The sequence below is a fragment of the Klugiella xanthotipulae genome, assembly GCF_006716695.1.
GTDB classification, from domain to species: Bacteria; Actinomycetota; Actinomycetes; order Actinomycetales; family Microbacteriaceae; genus Klugiella; species Klugiella xanthotipulae.
This window is the reverse complement of record NZ_VFPN01000003.1, coordinates 512,656-529,574: the sequence shown is the minus strand read 5'-3', so window position 1 is coordinate 529,574 and position 16,919 is coordinate 512,656. Positions and strand designations below refer to the sequence as shown.

The window sequence follows — 16,919 nt, the reverse complement described above, 5'->3', positions numbered from 1 at the left end:
CACATGGCAGAACGAGCAATACGCATTTTTGGTGATCCCGTCCTGAAATCGGAGTGTCGATACATTGACGTTCGGGATGCTGGCATCACCGGCCTGGTCACGGATTTGATTGATACGGTCAAGCTTCCGGGGAGGGCTGGTGTTGCCGCGAATCAAATTGGTGTAGACCTGCGCGCCTTCAGCTATAACGTTGAGGGCGAAGTCGGCTACATCCTGAATCCCGTCGTCACGGAACTGTCAGGTGAACCCGCGAAGATCGGCGAGGGGTGCCTTTCTGTGCCAGAGCTCTGGTTCCCCGTGGAGCGTTATCCGTTTGCCCGGGTTGAGGGCGTCAACTTGGCGGGCGAGAGGGTTGTCCTCGAGGGCGAGGGCCTCTTGGCCCAGGCGTTGCAGCATGAGTGCGACCACCTTGAGGGGATGCTGTATCTCGACCGGCTTGACCGGGAGAATCGTGGGATGGCCTATCGCCGTATCCGCGAGTCTGAGTGGTTTTAAGACAATGCGGTGGTTTTAAGACAATGCGGTTTTGACGCGCACCCAGCACGGGGCAGGAAAGGGCCCAGTGCTGGGTGCGCGTGCTCAATGTTCGACAGCGATGTGTCCGGTCGTCGGCTCGTGTCCGCTATACAGACCCTCGATCTCTGCTGCAAAGTTTGCGAGAATCACGTTCCGCTTGATACTCATCTTGGGTGTGAGATGACCACTGGCCTCCGTAAACTCCAGGGGGAGGATCGTGAATTTGCGAATTGACTCTGCGCGGGACACTCTGCTGTTGGCTTCGTCAATTGCTACTTGAATTTCAGCCAAAATTCGGGGGTTCCGGCAAGCCGCATCGAGGGTCATAGCGGGGTTCTCGCCCTGGTTGGCGAGCCAGGTTGGCATCATCTCGGTATCAAGTGTGATGAGCGCGGCGATGTACGGTTTTCGATCACCAACAACGACAGCCTGCCCGATGAGCGGGTGCGCCCGGAGGGGGTCCTCCAGGTAGGCCGGGGCCACATTTTTTCCACCGGCGGTCACGATGATCTCTTTTTTGCGACCCGTGATGCTGAGGTAACCCTCCGAGTCGAGACTGCCCATGTCGCCGGTTTTAAAGTAGCCGTCTTCGGTGAAAGACTCGGCCGTGGCTGCCTCGTTCTTCCAATAGCGGTCGAACACGTTCACGCCCTTGACCAGAACCTCCCCGTCGGCCGCGATGCGTACGCTTACACCGGGAAGGGGCGGACCCACCGTACCTATCTTGAAGTTTTGTGGCAGGTTGACGGTCGCGGGGGCTGTTGTTTCGGTGAGACCGTAGCCCTCCATAATCGTGAGGTCGAGGCTGCGGTAGAAGTGGCCCAGGCGGTCCCCTAGGGGGGCAGAGCCGGATACCGCGTAGCGGGTGTTGCCGCCGAGTGCCGCCCGGATTTTTGAATAAACGAGACGGTTGAACAGGGCGAAGCGTAACCGGAGGCCCAGGCTCACCGTGCCGGCGTCGAGTGCGTGGGAGTGCTCCACTGCTGTGCGGGCGGCCGCGCGGAAAATTTTCCCTTTACCGCCAGCCTCGGCCTTCTGCTCCGAAGAGTTGTACACCTTTTCAAAAACTCGGGGAACAGCGAGAAGGAACGTGGGTTTAAATGAACCCAGCGCTGGCAGCAGCTGGCTTGTATCCGCCTGATGCCCCACCCGTACTCCGGCGTGCACACTGAGCACCGAGATAAACCGAGCAAAGATATGCGCTGTGGTAATAAAGAGCAGGGTTGAGGCTCCCTCCTGGAGCATGACTTGGAGTGCTCCGGCCGCGTTACGTGAGGTCTCCACAAAGTTAGAGTGGGTGAGCACGCAGCCCTTAGGCTTGCCAGTCGAGCCCGATGTATAGATCAGGGTCGCGATATCCGACCCCACCGCTAGGGTGCGGCGGCGTTCGATTTCTTCGTCAGCTACGGTAGTCCCCGCCTCGACGAGTTTACTCAGGTCATTGAGATCCATGCGCAATAGCGTGGTGACGAGTGGTAGGTCGGCGCGCACCTCGTCGAATCGGGCGGAGTGCTCGGCCGTTTCGAGGATGATGGCCGCAGCCCCGGAGTCCTCCATGATCCAGCGGATCTGTGCGGGTGAGGAGGTTTCGTAAATCGGAACCATGACGGCACCGGCAAACCAGAGCGCGAAGTCAACGAGACTCCACTCGTACTTTGTTGTGCAGATAAAGCCGACTTTATCGCCGGGCTGAATACCGGCCGATACCAACCCCTTAGCAAGGTCAACCACCTGAGAGTGAAACTCTCGTGCAGTAACATCGCTCCATTCGTCGCCAACGGGAAGAGCAAAAATCACCCGCTCGGGGGTGTGGGTAACGCGGTTGACGAGTAGGTCGGTGGCGTTGTCATCGGGTCTGAGATTCATTACAAGAGGGGTATCTGCCTGGTTCACGGCAACTCCTTTGGTACCGAACGGTAGCCTGCCACATGCCTGAGTTACGTGCAGCACGCCTTAATATTTAGTGGTGCCCACTCTAGTTGACATTCTTCGGGGTGCATATATGTCGGTGGGAGTGGCGGAACGTTGTAGGCTGGACGCTGTTCGAGGCTGAGGAAGAATCACTGTGTTTTATTGGATCATGAAGCATCTGATCGTTGGGCCGCTCCTGAAGACGATCTTTCGCCCCTGGGTCACCGGGGCCGAAAACATTCCTAAGGAGGGCGGCGTGATTCTGGCGAGCAATCATCTCTCTGTCATCGACTCTGTTTTTCTTCCGATCATGATCGATCGCCACGTCTTTTTCTTAGCGAAGAGTGATTACTTCACGGGTCGGGGGATTAAGGGATGGCTCACGAAAAGCTTCATGCTAGCATCCGGCCAGATGCCCATTGACCGCTCTGGAGGTAAAGCCTCGGAGGCCTCTCTGAACACTGGTCTTGATCTGCTCTCTCGCGGTTTGGTGCTCGGTATTTACCCTGAGGGAACCCGCAGCCCTACGGGAAAAATGTACCGGGGCCGCACGGGGGTTGCCCGTATGATTCTCGAATCCGGTGTCCCGGTCCTTCCGGTCGCAATGGTGGACACCGAGAAGGCCATGCCTATTGGTCGTCGCCTGCCAAAAATCCGCCGGATCGGAACGGTTATTGGTGAGCCACTTGATTTCAGCCGCTTCCAGGGAATGGACGGCGACCGCTTTATTCTACGTTCGATCACCGACGAGCTCATGTATGAGTTGCAGAAGTTGAGCCGTCAAGATTATGTAGATGTTTATGCATCGACTGTCCGTGCCGCAACACCAATCAAAGCCCAGTAGGATGTTCAATCAACAATCCTCAACGACGCGTTGCCAGTGGTGCGCGTCGTTATCGTCTGAGAGAGAAGAATAGTGCCAGATCTTTCTAGTTCCCCTGATCGTACCCCTGAGGACGTACTGGCGGGTCTCGACTATTGGCGCACTCTCGTGGCGAAACAGCAACCGCAGTGGCTGAATCGGGATGGTCTGCATACCGCCTCCAGCGAGATCGCCGCGCTGCCCCCCCTTGTTTTTGCCGGTGAGGTGGATCAGCTACGGGAACGACTGGCCACCGCTGCACGAGGCGAGGCTTTTCTCCTTCAGGGCGGCGATTGCGCGGAGACGTTTGCGGGTGCGACTGCCGATCAGATCCGCAACCGGGTGAAGACCCTTCTCCAGATGGCGGTTGTGCTCACCTACGGGGCCTCCATGCCCGTGATTAAGGTGGGAAGGATGGCAGGCCAGTTCGCCAAGCCCCGTTCAAACGACACCGAGACGAGAGGTGAGGTGACGCTGCCCGCCTACCGCGGTGATATCGTCAACGGTTACGAATTTACGCCCGAATCACGTGAGGCCAATCCGGCCCGGCTGGTTCAGGGTTACCACACCGCGGCCTCGACGCTTAATCTCATTCGGGCGTTCACCCAGGGTGGTTTTGCTGATCTTCGGCAGGTACACGATTGGAACAAGGGCTTCACTTCCAACCCGGCAAATGCCCGCTACGACAAGTTGGCCAAGGAAATTGACCGCGCCGTGCGCTTCATGGTTGCCTGTGGTGCAGACTTTGCCGAGATGCGGCGTACGGAATTCTATGTCAGCCACGAGGCTCTCTTGTTTGACTACGAGCGCCCGATGACCCGCATTGACTCGCGCACAGGCGCGGCCTATAACACCTCATCGCACTTTCTGTGGATTGGTGAGCGTACCCGCGATCTTGATGGTGCCCACGTCGATTTCCTTTCCCGGGTGCGCAACCCTATCGGGGTCAAGCTGGGTCCGAGCACGGCACCCGATGACGCCTTGCGCCTGATTGACAAGCTCGACCCCCACCGCGAGCCGGGCCGTCTGACCTTCATCACCCGCATGGGTGCAGGCACGATTCGGGATGCGCTGCCGCCCCTCCTGGCCGCGGTGCGTGATAGCGGAGCCACTCCACTGTGGGTAACCGATCCAATGCACGGTAATGGCATCACCACCCCCACCGGCTACAAGACGCGTCGATTTGACGATGTCATGGACGAGCTCAAAGGGTTTTTCGAGGCGCACCGTTCCGTTGGCACGTACCCGGGCGGTATCCACGTTGAGCTCACGGGGGACGATGTCACTGAGTGCTTGGGGGGCTCTGAGAATATTGACGAGGCGACTCTCGCTACTCGCTACGAGTCGCTGTGCGACCCGCGACTCAACCATATGCAATCGCTTGAGCTTGCCTTCCAGGTGGCCGAAGAACTCACCAAGTAACCGCCCGATGTCGAGAGGGGGCGACCGTACTACGGTCCCCCCTCTCGACGTTATTCCTGCTGATACCGCTCCCTACGACCCGGCGAAGGTGAGCGTGATGGTCGTTCCTTTTTCCACCATATCTCCGGCCTGGGGGGTTGTTTCTGAGACGGTCGCAACGCCCCAGAATAGCTCAGGAACCGAGGTTTCGGCCTTAAAGCCCGCCGCAGCTATCGTGGACATTGCATCCTTGATGGACTTGCCAGTGACATCAGGAACCTCGAAGAGTTCTGGTCCTCGTGAGACCTCAAGGCCCAGTGCATCCCCCGTGTGCACCACATCTCCCACACGTGTGAGCGCAATAACGATGCCCTGTGCAACCGTGCTGCTGTATGTCTCAATGTTCTGGGTCGGGTCATAAACGAGCCCGGCATCGGCTAGTGCGGCGGCGGCACGGTCCAGGGTAAGACCGGCGACGGCGGGAATCTGGCCGGCTGATACAACAAGGTTGATTGTCTCTTGCTCGTTGAGTTGGGCACCGAGTGTGTTGCCATCGGCATCGACCGCGGCCAGTACGGTGCCACGAGGGGAATCCGGGGTAAATTTCTCCTCAGTAACCGAGCCAAAAACAAACTCTGCCTCCGTGATTGCCGTGATCGCAGCGTCTTTATCGAGCCCGACCAGTTCGGGAACGGGAAGTAGTCTTGGCCCGGTGGACTCGCAGATAATCACATCGCTATCGTGAGCGACGCGGGTGCCGGCGGCAGGTTTCATCTCTGTGACGCTGCCCACCGGAACGGTCAGACTGGGGCATTTATTGGTGGTGACGCTGAGATCGAGTGCGGCCAGTTCGCTCTGGGCGGTGCTCACCTCCTTGTTGACAACATTGGGAATCGCAATCAGGGACCCTGGACCCGCACCAAACCACCAGCCGGTCACTCCGAGCGCAAGGGCGGTGGCAAGTACAATGCCGAGAGTGAGAGCGCCCTGACGCCGACGCCGGGCTGTCGTTACACGAATACTGTCGATGCTGCTGGGCGGCTGCGGAGCGGGAGCAACCTGTGCGAGAGGCGCAGGCTCAACGGGTGGAGTGGGGTGAATCACCGTGGTGGTCGAGGTGGGGAAATCGAGGGGAGGCATCACAGTGGTAAAGGCGCTGCTGGGATTAATGCTCGCGCCCGAGCGCACATGACGTAACTCATCAAGGAGCATCTTGGCATCTGTCGGACGATGTGCGGGATCTCGCTGGGTGGCCCAACGGACGAGCCGGTCTAATTCGGGCGTTGATGTTGTGGTTACCGCACTGGGCAATGGAACGTCTTCGTTGGCGTGCTGGTACGCAATCTGCATAGGCTGCTCACCGACAAAGGGCTGCACCCCCGTAAGCATCTCGTACATGACGATGCCGAAGGCATAGATATCGCTGCGCTCGTCTGCTAATCCCTTGGTCACAAGCTCGGGGGAGAGGTAGGCGATGGTGCCAAGAAGGGCTTGCCCTGTTGTCGTGTTGGCGCTAGCGGCTCGTGCCAGGCCAAAATCGCTCAGTTTGATCCGCCCGTCATCCGCGAGCAGAATGTTCTCCGGTTTCAGATCCCGGTGCACAATCTTTTCGTTGTGAGCGGCCGCGAGCCCACTCAATACGGCTTCGCTGATTTCGAGCGTTTGATCGGCGGTGAGTGATCCCTGAGATTTCAAGAGGTCTCGGAGGGTGATGCCCGGGAGGTACTCCATCACTAGGTAGGCTAGCTCAGCATCCTCGCCCTGGTCGTAGACGTTGACAACGTTGGGGTGGGAGAGTCGGGCCGCGGAGCGAGCTTCTTGATCAAACCGCCGTTTGAAGGCGTTGTCCTCGGCCAGGTGGTCATGCATCACTTTGACGGCTACACGCCGTTCGAGCCGCTTATCGGTGGCCACATAAACAGTTGCCATGCCGCCCCGGGCGATACGCGAGCGCACGACATAACGGTCGTCGAGTATTCGACCGATCAAGGGGTCAGTGCTGGCTGTGCTCACCCCGAAAGTCTATGTAGGTTTGCTGTGCAAACGTCGCCGCGTGGCCGGTGTGCCGGTGCAATCAGCGGAAAATATTCATCCTCGCCTTGGTGCAGAGCTCCAACCGTGGCAGTCTGGTGTGTGTGACAGAAACGACACACCAAATTGACTATTTCACCATCCCCGATCTCGTAGAGCTTTTTGAGGTTGGACCGGGCCGAATTCGCCGTTTGATTGAGCAGCGGGAATTGGCGGCCGTTCGTATCGACGGAGTCCTCAAGGTGCCCGCCGTCTTTGTGCAGGGTAATGAGCCGCTTTCCGTCTTGCATGGCACCCTCTTGGTGCTGGAAGATGCTGGCTTCACCAGCGATGAAGCCGTCAACTGGCTCCTCACCGATAACGAGGTGCTGGGTACGTCGCCAATTGAAGCGCTGCGCACCGGTCGCAAGACGGAGGTGCGGCGCGTAGCTATGTCTCTGGCGTTCTAAGATCGCCCGAGAGCGACGTGTTCTCGCGAGAGAACAAGAGAGGGGTTGTGGGTGTGTAATCATCACCGCAACCTCTTCTTTCCTGACTGTGGATCTAAAAAACCCGCTGAGTCACCCGGTGAGCTAGCGCTGCCAGTTGCCGGACGGATTCCGCTCCGAGCGGTGCCGCGTGCAGCGCGCGTTGTGCACGTTCGACATTGTCCTCAATCATCTTTTCGACCGACTCATAGGCACCACTCTCCCGAATCGCGTTTTGGAGTTGGACGATCTGCGACTCGTCGAGTGTCGCGTTACCGAGTAGGTCGTCCATGGCACGCTGCTGTGCGGGGGGCATGGTGCGTCTGGCGAGGGCGATAAGAACGGTTTGCTTTCCCTCGCGCAGGTCGTCGCCGGACGGCTTTCCCGTGACGGCGCTGTCACCAAACACGCCGAGGAGATCATCGCGGAGTTGAAAAGCGACGCCGAGAGGAAGCCCGAAGGCGCTGAGGGCTGTCTCGGCGGCTGCGCTTGCGCCACCCAGTGCCGCCCCGATCAGGAGCGGGGCCTCCACGCTGTACTTTGCCGATTTGTAGACGAGTACCCGAGTAGAGCGTTCGAGTTGTTCCTCGTGTGCGGCCTCGCCCCAGACGTGCTCCTCTAGTAGGTCGAGGTACTGGCCGACACCCACGTCTGTACGCATCTGATTGAAATGGGCCCGAGCTCGTCGAGCCGCAGCGGGGTCTGATAGCTCATGGATGCCGTCGCTAAAAAGTTCGTCGCTCCAGAACTGCAGGAGGTCTCCCAGCAGGATGGCGCTGGCCCGGCCAAACTCCGCCGGGTCGCCCCGCCACCCACCATCGCGATGTAGCCGCTCGAATCGGAGGTGTGCCGCCGGTGTGCCGCGGCGGGTATCCGAGTTGTCGATTACATCATCGTGAACGAGTGCGGCGGCGTGGAAGAGTTCGAGTGCGCTGGCAACTTGCAGAATCGCGGAGTAGTTGGGCGAGTTTGCCGGGTCAACGGCTTCCGGCTCGCTCGGGTATGCAACCGCCGAGGGGAGAGAATTGGTACCTGATATCTCGGTGATTCCCTGCCAGCTCCAATAGGTGAAGAGGGCACGAAACCGTTTGCCTCCCCTGAGAAATTCCCTCGAATGTGTAATGAGTGGGGTTGCGTCGGCACTAATGTCGGCAAGAATAGTATGGCGCTTGTCAATAAAATCGTCCAAGCAAGACTGGATATGGTCGATAAAGTGAGGGCTATGAGGCACGCGTCTAGCCTAGCTCGGCTCTCGGGCTTAGACTGGTCCCAAACGATGTACAAATTATGTGAGGTGTGATGATGGCACTGTCTGAGAGGGAGCAGCGGCTCCTGGAAGAGATGGAGCGCAACCTCTACAACAGCGAGTCTGATGTGGTGAGTACTGCGGGCGCTAGTCGGGTGCGACCCAGCTATCGGTCCCTCGTCTTGGGAATCCTGCTCACCGTCGTTGGTATTATCATCCTTCTCGTCGGAGTCATGACGTCGCTCACGTGGCTGGGCGTTATCGGCTTTGCGGCCATGCTGGGCGGTGTTATTTACGCAATCTCGCCGCATAAGGGGAGCCCTCGCTCCCTCCGTGAAGAAGCCCCTGGCGCATCATCTCATGCGAGTGCGCGGGCAGCTACCCCAAAGCAATCCTTTGCTGATCGGATGTCTGATCGGTGGGAGAAGCGACAAGACGGTGGCCTGTAGAACTTATTGGTTGTAGCTATGTGGCTAGACAAATGGGTATCCCGGTGGCTATTCCTCCCATAAATTTACGTTCGCTTATCGTGCGATGCGGGTCGGTCCTGAGGGGTCCGGCCCGTTTTCTGTGTTTGGGAGTTCTCGGTAATGTGGGGGATAGCTGGAACACGATTTACAAGAATTTCGGCGATGAACCCCCTGATCACGCGATCGGGCTCTCTCGCGGCGGGCTGACGACCAAGACACGCTCGGTCGCCGACGGCACGGGGCGAGCCCTCGTGTTCATCTTCACCAGCGGTCAGGTGACGGACGCGACCATGCTGCCTGCTATGCTCAAGGAGATTCGCATCCCTGGCGTGACCTGGCACCCGCGCTAGCGCCCGGACCGCCTCCTCGTCGACAAGGGCTACCCCTCTCGGACGAGTCGTGCATGGCTGCGCGCCCACCCCGGACACCCCACGATCCCCGAATGCGATGACCAGATCGCCCACCACCGCAAACGACCCGGACGCCCCATCGACTTCGGCGGAAACCAAAGCCGCCGCTACTGCGCCCGCAACGTCGTCGAACGCTGTTTCAACAAGATCAAGCAATGGCGCAGCCTCGCAATGCGCTCAGACAAGGCCGCCCGCGACCGCCACTCCGGCCCGTGCCTCGCCGCTACCCTCGACTGGTTGGCACCGGTGCTGGCGGCACGCCCTAACTGCGGCCCTGTCGCTCGGGGAGCTCGTCGCACAGAGAGATAGTCGGGACGATCAAAGGTCGTGACAGGGTACCTGCCGGTCCCAGCGGCTGATGCTCACCCGTGCGCTCAAGAATCTCCGTGAGCCCTTGCGCCTCCCCGAAGCCAGCCTCGTAGGCAAGGATGTGCCCCCACCGGCCATCGGCCTCGATGCGGGAGCACACTCCCACCTCTGGCCTCCTCGACCAGGTCAGATGCAGGATCGAGAACCGATCTGGTGTTTCAGCGTGGCGGCACACGACATCGTCGTTGCTCAGCCTGTGCGCGATCACCTCTAGCCTCGCACCAAAGAATGGGTGATTCGGATGCAACTCGACCTCAAGCTCCTGCTGCAGAACCGTGTGGTCGTAGTCGCAGTCAAGCGTGCCCCTCACGAGCCTCACATGACACAACGCCCAATCTCAGGTCCCGGTAGAGCAACACGCCCTAGTCGCCGGGCGCTCAGTGCTTCCTCCACTTTCCTCCCTGGTCCCCACCCTAACTGCTGGGCCTCGGATTTAAGCCCTGGAAATTCAGGGATTTTCTGACGTCACTGTTGTTTCTTACGTTCTTTTTTTGGGCGCTTTTTCTTTCTGGTGGGATATAGCCTTGCTGCCCTCCACTTCGGTTTCCCTTGATAAATCAACGATTGAGGATGACTCAGAGAACATCTTCAGGTAAAAAGTCCAGTTGAGTGGTGGAAAGTGGAGTAAAGTGGGGGAAGATGGACCGGTAGTCAGACTGGCGCAAGGGGGAGGGTCTCATGTTTCTTGGCACGTTCTCTCCCAAGCTTGATGAAAAGGGCAGGGTTGTTCTGCCGGCAAAATTTCGGGAGGAATTATCTGGCGGTGTGGTAATTACTCGTGGGCAGGAACATTGCCTGTACGTATTTAGCGCTCGAGAGTTTGAGCTTATGCATGAGAAGATCCGCGAAGCCCCAATCACGAGCAAACAGGGTCGCGACTACCTTCGCGTGTTCCTTTCTGGAGCGCACGCGGAAACTCCCGATAAGCAGCACAGGGTTACGCTTCCCGGTGCTCTACGGGCCTATGCGGGCCTTGATCGGGAGCTGGTGGTGATCGGAGCCGGTAGTCGTGCCGAGATCTGGGATGCCACATCCTGGCAGTCCTACCTGGACGAACAAGAAAGCGAATTCGCCAACATTGAGGAGGAGGTGATTCCCGGCCTGTTTTAAGCACGCGGGTTTTTGCGTGCTGTCCTCTCGTTCGACCCCCAGCCATCCACCAGCCCCTGACTCCACTTCCCCGGTGTCAGGTCGTGATGGACGGGGATCCGACCAGAGGAACGGAAGCCGATAGAGATTATGACGCACAACGACATTCACGTTCCCGTCCTCCTCGAGCGTTGTATTGAATTGCTGGGACCGGCCATCTCCCATCCGGGTGCGGTCATGGTTGATGCCACACTCGGCATGGCCGGACACTCGGTGGAGCTACTTAAACGATTCCCTGCCCTGTCACTTGTGGGGCTTGATCGTGACACTGACGCGTTGCGCATTGCCGGTGAGCGGCTCGCCCCCTTTGGAGACCGAGTGCGCCTCGTGCACACGGTCTACGACGGTATCGCCGAGGCGATAGCTAGCAGCGGATTTCCGTCCGCTCACGGCATCCTCTTCGATCTGGGGGTGTCTTCCCTTCAGCTTGATGAAGCCGAGCGCGGCTTTGCCTATGCACAAGATGCCCCGTTGGACATGCGAATGGACCAGAACCAAGGCGTGCGGGCTGAGGAAATATTGGCCACGTACAACGAAGGTAACCTGCGCCGCATCTTTGAACGTTATGGGGAAGAAAAGCTGGCCGGGCGTTACGCCAGGGCCATTATCTCGGCTCGCAAGGATGCTCCGATTACCCGCTCAGGCCAGCTGGTGCAGATTTTATCGGAGGCCACCCCCGCGGCTCTCCGGCAACAACGTCACCCCGCTAAAAAAGTTTTCCAGGCTCTGCGGATTGAGGTAAATCAGGAGCTTTCGGTTCTCGAGCGGGCACTTCCGGCAGCGATTGGCTCGCTGACAGTGGGTGGACGGCTTGTTGTGATGTCCTACCACTCCCTTGAGGATCGGCTGGTCAAACACGATTTTGCGACCCGTGCGAAGTCAACCGCACCCGCGGGTCTCCCCGTCGAGCTTCCCGAACATAAGCCGGAGCTCGTGCTCCTCACCCGGGGGGCAGAGCAAGCCTCTGACGACGAACGACTAACTAATCCTCGGTCAGCATCCGTGCGACTTCGAGCAGTAGAGAAAGTGAGGAGCATCTCATGAGCAACAACACCGTTCCTCTCGGCAATGCCGACCTGTGGCCCTTCGATCCTGCTACGGGAACAACGTCACCGATCACCCCGTCACCTCGACTGTCCATCGCTCTCCGGCCCCGCACCAAGGTTCGTACTAGCATGTTTTATGCACTTATGGCTCTGGGAATGCTGGGCGTTATCCTTGCTGCACAGTTGCTGCTCAGTATTGCCCAGGCAGATGGTGCCTACCAGATTTCTTCGCTGGAGTTGCAAGAACGCGATCTTGCCCGTGAGGCCCGTGCGGTCACCCAGGACGTTGATAAGCTTTCCTCGCCCCAGCACCTTTCCGAGAACGCCAATACTCTGGGCATGGTGGTCAACGACCGGCCCGCCTACTTGCGATTGAGCGATGGAGCGATTTTGGGCACGGTTGATGCCGAAGCTTCCGCTCCCGAGCCAAACCGTGTTCCCAACTCGCTTATCGATGGTATGCCTCTTGCCGGCACTGATGCCTCGGTGGAGACTCCTCAAGCTGAGTCTTCCCCGACAGAAAAGGCGGTGCCGGAGCGGGCTACGACGTCCCAGGACACGCGCCCTGTACCGTGGGAGGGTGCGTTGCCCTCGCCGGTAACGCGCTAGACCGTGCGGGAGCATAATTTATGGAGTGGCGTCAACCGTGAGACCAAGTCGCGTGAGTCGGTTACGATCGACGCTGACAATGGTGGCTATTCTGTCCGCCGTCTGTATGTTTGTGTTTCGGCTGGTTGATATCCAGATTGTTCAAGCCCCTGAGCTAAACGCTACCTCCCTCGATAAACGCTCAGTTCCACTCGTAACCTACGGTATTCGTGGAGATATTGTTGATGAGGATGGAACGGTGATGGCGACGACGGACGTTCGCTACGACGTCCAGATGTCACCCAAAAACGTGCGCACTATTAATCGTCTGGAGCCTGGCGGTGTTCAGACAGTGAAAGTGACCCCCGCTCAGCAGTTTGCTGAGATTGGTTCGATCACCGGACAGAAGGCGGATGAGATTGAAAAGATCGTGTCTGATGCTCTCGCCGAGAACCCCAAGTCCGACTTTGCCTACGTTAAACGTTCGGTTGATCTCAAGACGTTGAAAGCTCTCAAAGAGTTGGGAATACCCTGGCTTACATTCAGCCAGAACGCTAGTCGGATTTATCCCAACGGTGCCGTTGGTGGCAATCTTGTGGGATTTGTGGGCACAGATAATGCACCACTCGCAGGGGTCGAGCTTTCGCAAAATGCGTGTCTGGCTGAGACTAACGGTAAAGAGACCTATGAGCGCGGGGCCGATGGCGTGGCCATCCCCGGGAGCACCGTTAAAGTGGAAGAGCGGGTGGACGGGGGAACCCTTCAATTGACGATTAATAAAGATTTGCAGTGGCAAACCCAGCAGATTGTGCAGCGTCAGAAAGAGGCTACTGGGGCTCAGTGGGCGGTAGCAACAGTTGCAGATACTGCGACTGGTCAATTGCGTGCAGTGGGTGAGTCAAACACGGTTGACCCCAACAACATCAAGGCATCTGCCGCCGAAGACCTCACCTCTAAAGCATTTCTCTACGGGTATGAGCCCGGTTCCACATACAAAGCGATTACAGCTGCTGCCCTTATCGACACGGGTACGGCAACTCCCCTTACGCAGGTGCTGGTCCCCGGTAGCTATGTGGCCCCCAACGGTGCCAAATTTCGTGATTCGTGGTCGCACGGTGACACCAGGTATACGCTCACCGGGATTCTTGTTGACTCATCGAACGTGGGTATTTCGCTGCTGGGGCACGGTCTTTCCGACGAGACGCGATACGATTATCTGCAAAAGTTTGGCATTGGGACGCCAACCAATGCCGGTTTGGCATCTGAAAGTTCCGGTATCCTCCATCCTTACCAGGAGTGGGACCCGCAGACAAGCTACACAACGATGTTTGGTCAGGGTGTATCGTCCACCATTGTGCAGACGACCGGGGCTTATCTTACCTTTGCCAACGGAGGCAAGCGGATGCCACTGTCGATCATCGACAATTGTACGTATCCGGACGGTACGGTGACTCCCTATGATGCGGGTGATCCGGTGCAGGTTATCTCACCCGAGTCTGCCAAGACCATGACGAGCATGCTCGAAATGCTGCCCCAGGACTCATGGCTGACGGATGTTATTGCTATCCCTGGGTATCGCATCGCCGGTAAGACGGGAACCGCCCAACAGCCGGATGGGCAGGGGGGCTATATGAGCACCTATATATACTCCTTTGCCGGATATTTTCCCGCGGATAACCCCAAGTATGTTGTCGTTTTCTCGATTGCCCATCCGGCGACTGCCGACGGTGCTCGGCAGGCCGTAATCGGATTCCGGGATGTTGCCCAAGCGACGATTAAGGCATACGCAGTACCGCCCTCAACAACCCCAGCGGAAACTTTGCCGAAGCACTATTAACACGCCCACCCGTGGTATCTGGGAAGATGGTCAGGCAACACGTGCGTGCGGTCCTGTTCATCATCAGAGGCCGCGGAACCCACTCACCTGCGCTCATCCCCGCGCAGAAAGGTATGTATCAGAAATGATCGCTTTGACACTGGCCGAATTGACCACGGCGATGGGGGGTCGGCTCGTTCTCGCTTCGTCGCCCGCATCCGCCGAGAACGTTGTGAGCGGATCAGCTCAGATTGACTCTCGACTTATCGAACCCGGCGATCTTTTTTTTGCAAAACGTGGCGAGGCGATGGACGGTCATCAATTTGCGGCTGAGGCGGCGAACCGCGGGGCATCCGTTTTGGTGGTTGAGTACGAGGTTAAGGCGAATGCGCCACAGATTGTGGTGTCCGATACCGTGACGGCCCTTGGCATGCTTGCCGCCGAGGTGGTCTCACGCGTCACATCGTTGGGGGGGCTGACAGTTGTGGGTATTACCGGTTCCAACGGTAAGACGACCACCAAGAATCTTCTACGGGAGATATTGCCATCCCTGGGTGAGACCGTGTCCCCCGAGAACTCATTTAATAATGAGGTTGGTGCCCCACTTACCATGTTGAAGATCACCGCAGAGACTTCCTTTTTGATCTCCGAAATGGGGGCGAGCGCCGAGGGCGATATTGCACGCCTGATCACCATGGCTCGTCCCCGTATCGGGGTTGTCCTTACTGTTGGCCTGGCCCATGCCGGTGGATTCGGTGGAATCGAGTCCACCTTTCGAGCAAAGTCGGAGATGGTCACGGGGCTTCCTGAGAGCGGGGTGGCCGTCCTCAACCGAGATGATCCACGGGTGGCCGACATGGCACCCCTCACGCGAGCCAGAGTTGTCTGGTTTGGCCTGTCCCCTGATGCCCACGTGCGGGCAACGGATGTTATTGCCGGTGCAGCAGGAACAACCTTTACTCTTCATACGGCCGCCGGAGAATCAGCGCCGGTCGTTTTTCGGGTGCTGGGCGAGCATCACGTGATGAATGCGCTGGCGGCGGCGGCTGTTGCGAAGGAATGTGGGGTACCTCTGGCTGATATCGTCCGCGGTCTTGAAGCCGTGACTCGGGCCGAGCGCTGGCGGATGGAGGTGATGGGCGGCCGCGACGGGATCACCGTCATTAACGATGCCTACAATGCGAGTCCAGACTCAATGATGGCCGCGTTGAAAACTCTCGCTCTGATTTCGGAGCCGGGTCAGCGCACAGTTGCCGTTCTGGGGGAGATGAGCGAATTGGGCAAGTTTTCCGGAGAAGAGCACGATCGAATAGGCTTGCAGGCGGTTCGGTTAAATATCTCTCGGATTGTGGTTGTGGGCGATGCGGCGCGTCGTATGCACATCACCGCGATTAATGAGGGGTCATGGGATGGAGAAAGCGTGTTCTTGAGCAGCCAAGATGAGGCATTTGAGTACCTTGTCAAAGAGCTGGAGCCGGGAGACACGGTTCTTGTAAAGTCATCCAATTCTGCCGGCCTACGCTTCTTGGGTGATCGTCTGGGGGCGCACTTCGCATGATTGCTCTCCTCCTGGCCGCCGCCCTCTCGATGCTCTACTCTCTTCTTCTGACTCCTATTTTCATCAAGGGATTCAATAAACTTCGGTGGGGCCAGTTCATCCGTGAGGATGGGCCCAAGTCTCATTACTCCAAGCGGGGAACACCCACAATGGGTGGAATTATTTTCCTCTCTGGTGCCGTGCTCAGCTATTTTGTTGCCAAACTCATCATGCAGGAGGCGGTGACCTCATCCGCTCTCTTAGTGATCCTGATGATGGTGGGCCTTGGCCTGGTCGGGTTTATCGATGATTTCCTCAAGACTCGTAAGCAGCAGAGCCTGGGTTTGGGCGGCTGGGCAAAGATCACCGGCCAGGTGGTTGTCGCTCTCCTCTTCACCGTGCTATCGCTACAATTTGCCAACGCACGGGGCTTGACGCCAGCCTCAACCCACATCTCACTTTTTCGCGACCTCCCCATCGACTTCATGGCCCTCGGCGTTATCGGCGGTTTGATTCTCTTTGGTATATGGATTGTGCTGCTCGTAACTGCTGCTTCCAACGCGGTGAACGTCACCGATGGTCTTGACGGTCTCGCCACGGGGGCCTCAATCCTCGCGATCGGTGCCTACATTTTTATTGGCTTTTGGCAGTTCAACCAATCCTGCGCTGACCCGGCCAATGTGGCCAATTGCTATGTTGTGCGCGATCCTCTCGACCTCGCGGTTATCGCCGCAGCGCTTGTGGGCGGACTGGTGGGATTCTTGTGGTGGAATACCAGCCCGGCGCACATTTACATGGGAGACACGGGCTCGCTGGGCATCGGTGGGGCACTTGTGGCTTTAGCAATCCTGACTCGCACCGAGCTCCTTTTGGTGCTGATCGGCGGCCTGTTTGTGATCGAGACCGGCTCGGTGATTGTCCAGCGGCTATATTTCAAGATCACCAAGGGTAAGCGCATCTTTTTGATGAGTCCGATCCATCATCACTTCGAACTCAAGGGGTGGGCCGAGGTTACTGTTGTTGTTCGGTTCTGGCTGGTGGCCGCGTTCTTCGTGATCCTCGGAATCAGCCTGTTTTATGCCGAGTGGCTGGCAGGTTAA

The 16,919-nt window shown here is 58.1% G+C and carries 16 protein-coding genes and 1 pseudogene; 13 read left to right on the top strand and 4 right to left on the bottom strand.

Annotation, left to right across the window (positions count from 1 at the left end):
• The first annotated feature begins 3 nt into the window (after positions 1-3).
• A complete protein-coding gene (locus tag FB466_RS11910) occupies positions 4-495 on the top strand; it encodes a peptide deformylase (protein WP_141918598.1) in 492 nt (163 codons plus the stop codon).
• An 84-nt stretch (positions 496-579) separates the two neighbouring features.
• Here the strand turns inward: FB466_RS11910 and FB466_RS11905 are convergent, their stop codons facing one another.
• On the bottom strand, positions 580-2,409 hold the full coding sequence (locus FB466_RS11905) for an AMP-dependent synthetase/ligase (protein ID WP_425460912.1): 1,830 nt from the start codon (positions 2,407-2,409) through the stop codon (positions 580-582).
• 172 nt (positions 2,410-2,581) lie between these two features.
• On the opposite strand from FB466_RS11905, the gene FB466_RS11900 reads away from it, so the two are divergent.
• Complete coding sequence (locus FB466_RS11900) at positions 2,582-3,271, top strand: lysophospholipid acyltransferase family protein (RefSeq protein WP_141918597.1); 690 nt, start codon at positions 2,582-2,584, stop codon at positions 3,269-3,271.
• 72 nt (positions 3,272-3,343) lie between these two features.
• Positions 3,344-4,711 carry a class II 3-deoxy-7-phosphoheptulonate synthase gene (locus tag FB466_RS11895; RefSeq protein WP_141918596.1) on the top strand — a complete coding sequence of 456 codons (1,368 nt, stop codon included), beginning with the start codon at positions 3,344-3,346 and terminating at the stop codon, positions 4,709-4,711.
• Between the two features lie 72 nt (positions 4,712-4,783).
• On the opposite strand, the gene pknB is transcribed toward FB466_RS11895, so the two are convergent.
• Entirely contained in the window at positions 4,784-6,703 is a 1,920-nt protein-coding gene (gene pknB, locus FB466_RS11890) for a Stk1 family PASTA domain-containing Ser/Thr kinase (RefSeq protein WP_141918595.1), read from the bottom strand.
• Positions 6,704-6,825: 122 nt separating this feature from the next.
• Here pknB and FB466_RS11885 point away from each other — a divergent pair, with 122 nt between their 5' ends.
• The gene (locus tag FB466_RS11885) at positions 6,826-7,170 is read left to right on the top strand and encodes an Rv2175c family DNA-binding protein (RefSeq protein ID WP_141918594.1); all 345 of its coding nucleotides are present in this window, start codon (positions 6,826-6,828) and stop codon (positions 7,168-7,170) included.
• Positions 7,171-7,264: 94 nt separating this feature from the next.
• On the opposite strand, the gene FB466_RS11880 is transcribed toward FB466_RS11885, so the two are convergent.
• Positions 7,265-8,419 carry a polyprenyl synthetase family protein gene (locus tag FB466_RS11880; protein ID WP_141918593.1) on the bottom strand — a complete coding sequence of 385 codons (1,155 nt, stop codon included), beginning with the start codon at positions 8,417-8,419 and terminating at the stop codon, positions 7,265-7,267.
• Positions 8,420-8,487: 68 nt separating this feature from the next.
• Here FB466_RS11880 and FB466_RS11875 point away from each other — a divergent pair, with 68 nt between their 5' ends.
• From FB466_RS11875 to FB466_RS14020, 3 genes and pseudogenes are all read left to right on the top strand, one after another.
• Positions 8,488-8,883, top strand: coding sequence for a DUF3040 domain-containing protein (locus tag FB466_RS11875; RefSeq protein WP_246054650.1), 396 nt, complete (start codon positions 8,488-8,490; stop codon positions 8,881-8,883).
• A 143-nt stretch (positions 8,884-9,026) separates the two neighbouring features.
• On the top strand, positions 9,027-9,254 hold the full coding sequence (locus FB466_RS11870) for a hypothetical protein (protein ID WP_141918592.1): 228 nt from the start codon (positions 9,027-9,029) through the stop codon (positions 9,252-9,254).
• A 15-nt stretch (positions 9,255-9,269) separates the two neighbouring features.
• Positions 9,270-9,623 (top strand): annotated as a pseudogene (locus FB466_RS14020) (transposase); the annotation flags it as partial.
• Here the strand turns inward: FB466_RS14020 and FB466_RS11860 are convergent.
• On the bottom strand, positions 9,577-9,993 hold the full coding sequence (locus FB466_RS11860; protein ID WP_141918591.1) for a hypothetical protein: 417 nt from the start codon (positions 9,991-9,993) through the stop codon (positions 9,577-9,579). The pseudogene FB466_RS14020 and the gene FB466_RS11860 overlap by 47 nt on opposite strands.
• A gap of 368 nt (positions 9,994-10,361) precedes the next feature.
• Here FB466_RS11860 and mraZ point away from each other — a divergent pair, with 368 nt between their 5' ends.
• From mraZ to mraY, 6 genes are all read left to right on the top strand, one after another.
• Entirely contained in the window at positions 10,362-10,793 is a 432-nt protein-coding gene (gene mraZ / locus FB466_RS11855; protein WP_141918590.1) for a division/cell wall cluster transcriptional repressor MraZ, read from the top strand.
• Between the two features lie 129 nt (positions 10,794-10,922).
• Entirely contained in the window at positions 10,923-11,876 is a 954-nt protein-coding gene (gene rsmH / locus FB466_RS11850) for a 16S rRNA (cytosine(1402)-N(4))-methyltransferase RsmH (RefSeq protein WP_141918589.1), read from the top strand.
• Positions 11,873-12,487, top strand: coding sequence for a cell division protein FtsL (gene ftsL, locus FB466_RS11845; protein ID WP_141918588.1), 615 nt, complete (start codon positions 11,873-11,875; stop codon positions 12,485-12,487). Before rsmH ends, ftsL begins: the two co-directional genes overlap by 4 nt.
• 52 nt (positions 12,488-12,539) lie before the next feature.
• A complete protein-coding gene (locus tag FB466_RS11840; protein ID WP_246054649.1) occupies positions 12,540-14,303 on the top strand; it encodes a peptidoglycan D,D-transpeptidase FtsI family protein in 1,764 nt (587 codons plus the stop codon).
• Positions 14,304-14,427: 124 nt separating this feature from the next.
• Positions 14,428-15,840 carry a UDP-N-acetylmuramoyl-tripeptide--D-alanyl-D-alanine ligase gene (locus FB466_RS11835; RefSeq protein ID WP_141918586.1) on the top strand — a complete coding sequence of 471 codons (1,413 nt, stop codon included), beginning with the start codon at positions 14,428-14,430 and terminating at the stop codon, positions 15,838-15,840.
• Positions 15,837-16,919, top strand: coding sequence for a phospho-N-acetylmuramoyl-pentapeptide-transferase (gene mraY / locus FB466_RS11830; RefSeq protein WP_141918585.1), 1,083 nt, complete (start codon positions 15,837-15,839; stop codon positions 16,917-16,919). Before FB466_RS11835 ends, mraY begins: the two co-directional genes overlap by 4 nt.